At 66.6% G+C, this 3,514-nt stretch carries 5 protein-coding genes; 1 reads left to right on the top strand and 4 read right to left on the bottom strand.

From position 1 onward, the window contains the following. From VIQ49_RS27390 to VIQ49_RS27380, 3 genes are all read right to left on the bottom strand, one after another. Positions 1 to 423 (bottom strand): tRNA-dihydrouridine synthase (locus VIQ49_RS27390; RefSeq protein ID WP_331890076.1); only part of this gene is annotated, 423 nt, incomplete at its 3' end. A 77-nt stretch (positions 424 to 500) separates the two neighbouring features. After that, on the bottom strand, positions 501 to 1,505 hold the full coding sequence (locus tag VIQ49_RS27385; protein WP_264022247.1) for an acyl-ACP desaturase: 1,005 nt from the start codon (positions 1,503 to 1,505) through the stop codon (positions 501 to 503). Positions 1,506 to 1,611: 106 nt separating this feature from the next. After that, complete coding sequence (locus VIQ49_RS27380) at positions 1,612 to 2,193, bottom strand: TetR/AcrR family transcriptional regulator (RefSeq protein ID WP_331890071.1); 582 nt, start codon at positions 2,191 to 2,193, stop codon at positions 1,612 to 1,614. A gap of 78 nt (positions 2,194 to 2,271) precedes the next feature. On the opposite strand from VIQ49_RS27380, the gene VIQ49_RS27375 reads away from it, so the two are divergent. After that, the gene (locus VIQ49_RS27375) at positions 2,272 to 3,291 is read left to right on the top strand and encodes an oxygenase MpaB family protein (RefSeq protein WP_331890069.1); all 1,020 of its coding nucleotides are present in this window, start codon (positions 2,272 to 2,274) and stop codon (positions 3,289 to 3,291) included. Between the two features lie 4 nt (positions 3,292 to 3,295). Here VIQ49_RS27375 and VIQ49_RS27370 read toward each other — a convergent pair. Further along, on the bottom strand, positions 3,296 to 3,514 hold a 219-nt coding region (locus tag VIQ49_RS27370), incomplete at its 5' end, for a DUF2510 domain-containing protein (protein ID WP_331890067.1).

The raw sequence follows: 3,514 nt of genomic DNA, 5'->3' as shown, positions 1-3,514 counted from the left end.
GTCGTCGATGCCGATCCGGAACTTCACGGTGACCGGAATGCCGGTGCCCTCGGTAGCGGTGACTGCGGCGCGCACGATTCTCCCGAACAGCCGGCGTTTGAAGGGGAGGGCGGCGCCACCGCCGCGGCGGGTCACCTTCGGCACCGGGCACCCGAAGTTCATGTCGATGTGGTCGGCCAGGCCTTCGTCGGCGATCATCTTGGCGGCCTTGTACGTGTTCTCCGGATCGACCGTGTAGAGCTGCAGCGACCGCGGCGACTCCTCCGGCGCGAAGGTCGTCATGTGCATCGTCACCGGGTGGCGCTCGACGAGAGCGCGCGCGGTCACCATCTCGCACACGTACAGGCCGCTGACCGTCCCGGCGCGGGACAGCTCGAGCTCACGGCACAGCGTGCGGAACGCGACGTTGGTGACCCCGGCCATCGGGGCCAGCACGACCGGACTGCGCAACGCGATCGGCCCGATCCGCAGGGATCGGGCCGAATCGAGTGTCGAAGTGCTCACGCCGACGTCGTCACCAACAGGTTCTTCGCCGCCTTCTTCTCGGCCATCTGGGCCAGCCGCGCCTCGCGACGCTGCTTGGCGATCTCGAACTTGTCGACGGCCTCCTGCAGCTCGTCGACGAGGACACCGAGGTCGTCGCGCATCCGGGCCGACTCGCCGTTGAAGTCCTCGCGCTCGAAGATGCGCCACTTCTTCAGCACCGGCATCACGATGTCGTCGAGGTGGATGCGGGGGTCGTAGACACCGCCCGAGGCGATGGTGACGGCCCTGCGGCGGAAGTCCGGGATGGTGTAGCCCGGCATCTTGAAGTTGCGCAGCACCTTGTGCAGGGACTTCATCGCCTGGTTGGGGGCGATCTCGAAACCGGCCTCGGACACGTCGCGGTAGAAGATCATGTGCAGGTTCTCGTCGGCCGACACCCGCTGCAGCAGCTGATCGGCGATCGGCTCCTCGCACGCCTTGCCGGTGTTGCGGTGCGAGACGCGGGTCGCGAGCTCCTGGAACGTCACGTAGATGACCGAGTCGAAGAGGCTCTCGGCGAACAGGTCGGCCTCGATCTGGTCGTTCTGGCCGGGGGAGAATCCGCGGGTCATCTGCTCGACGCGCAGCATCTCCAGTTCGACGGGGTCGACGTTGCGGGTGACCACCAGGTAGTCGCGCAGCGCGATGCCGTGGCGGTTCTCCTCGGCGGTCCAGCGGTTGACCCAGAAGCCCCACGGGCCGTCCATGCTGAAGTTCATCGCGATCTCGCGGTGGTACGAGGGCAGGTTGTCCTCGGTGAGCAGGTTCACCAGCATCGCCACTCGAGCGACCTCGGACAGCTGGGACTGTTCCGGGTCCCAGTCCTGACCGCCGAGCGCGTAGTAGTTCTTGCCGTCTGACCACGGGATGTAGTCGTGCGGGTTCCAGTCCTTCTTCATTCGCATGTGGCGGTTGACGAGGGGCTCGACGACTGGCTCGAGTTCGGTCAACAGTTGCAGGTCGGTCAGGTCTTTCGACACGACACCTCCCAGTTATCTGTACCTGATGGTTGCACTCAATATATCTGTGTATGCGGGTGACATTCAAGCCGCCACGCCACGGCTGCCGCCCAGGTCGGCGGGCTGTTCACGTCGCCGCCCTGCTGAGCAGTAGCTCAGCACAGTGGTCGATGAACTGTTCGCGCGTCGCGGTCAACCTGCCGTCGAGGTAGGCCGTGAACAAAGCACTGAGTGCCCCGATCAGGCCGGTGGCAACCATCGCCTGCGCCGTCGGGTCGGTGATCCGGGTGAGCTTGCGTTGCACCAGGTCGATGAAGCTGGGGATCCATGCGGCGCCCGAGCGGGCGAGCACCGGCTCCGCCTCGGGTGCGAGCAGCAGGACCCGTCCCCGGGCGGGATCGTCGACCATCAGCGCCACGAATCGTTCCACGGCGTCACGGGGGCTCTCCGACTTCATCAGCGTCGACATCGCGGTGTTGCACACATCGTCGTAGACCGCCGCGACGTACTCGTCACGGTCGGTGAAACTCTCGTAGAAGTAGCGCTCGGTCAGCCCCGCGGCCCGGCAGACCGCCCGCACCGTCAGGGCCGGACCTCCCGGACTGCCGAGCAGTCCGATGCCCGCGGTGATCAGTTCGTCTCGGCGCAGTGCCTGGCGGTCCTGCAGTGGCACGCCCGACCATCGGCCGCTTCGTTGACCCGGCGGCACATCACTCCTAAGCTTTGTGACAACGTTCGTAGTCAAAATATCGTGTGGCGACATGACGTGTTCAGGGAAAGGTCACCTGTGACTCAAGATACGTCCGAGGCGTGCCCCGTGACCAGCGGATCCGCGGCAACGACCCCGGAGGTTGCGGCCGGCTGCCCGGTCGCCCCCGGGGGATATGACGCCCCGCCGACGCCTCTCGGCCCGGACTCGTTGACCTGGAGGTACTTCGGCCAGTGGACGGGCCTGTTCCAGGGCCCGTGGGCCGGTTCCATGCAGAACATGCACCCGCAGCTCGGCGCGGCGGTGAAGGAACACTCGATCTTCTTCATGGAGCGCATGCCCCGGCTGCTGCGGTCGATCTATCCGATCGGCGGGGTGGTGTTCGACGGCGACCGCGCACCGAGGACCGGAGCCCAGGTCCGCGACTACCACATCGGCATCAACGGGGTGGACGACCAGGGTCGCCGGTACAGCGCGCTGAACCCCGACGTCTTCTACTGGGCCCACGCCACGTTCTTCAAGTCCACGCTGCTGGCCGCCGAGCGGTTCGCCGGCGGCTTGACCGACGACCAGCGGCGCCAGCTGTTCGACGAGCACATCACCTGGTACCGCATGTACGGCATGAGCATGCGACCGGTACCCAAGACCTGGGAGGAATTCCAGCAGTACTGGGATCACATGTGCCGCAACGTGTTGGAGAACAACTGGGCGGCCCGTGAGGTTCTCGACCTGTCCACCATGCCCAAGCACCCGTCGCTGGAATGGGTGCCGGACTGGCTGTGGGCGCACAACCTGAAGATCATGCAGCGGTTTCTGTTGTTCATGACCGTCGGGCTCTACGACCCACCGGTTCGTGAGCTGATGGGGTTCACCTGGTCACCCCGACAAGAGTGGCTCCACCGGCGCATCGGCAACCTGCTGCACCTGGCGACCCGCCTGGCGCCCGACCGTGTGATGATGCACCCGCGCAAGCGATCCGCGATGGATCGGGCCTTCGGCCGGCTGCCGGCGGACGCGCCGCTGGTGGAGACTCCCGCGCGCAATCTGCCGCCTGTCGAGTACCGCGACGACCCGCACTACTACAGCCCGAAGGTCTGACGACCTACCGGCGCGCCACATACGCCGTCCACACCGCCCCATCGAAATAGCGCAGCTGGCAACGGTGCTGGGGATGGCGTTGGGGATCCGGATCCGGATACCAGCCCGGCTGGACCGGCGGATAGCGGCCGAACGTGCCGCGCGGATCACCCGCCAGGCTGAGCCGGTGCTCGTATTCGGCGCGGGCCGCCAGCCCGGCGTCGCGGACCGCGGCGGCGCGCCG

The organism is Williamsia sp. (genome assembly GCF_036566845.1).
Taxonomy (GTDB): Bacteria; Actinomycetota; Actinomycetes; order Mycobacteriales; family Mycobacteriaceae; genus Williamsia.
This window is presented reverse-complemented; position numbering and strand designations above follow the sequence as displayed.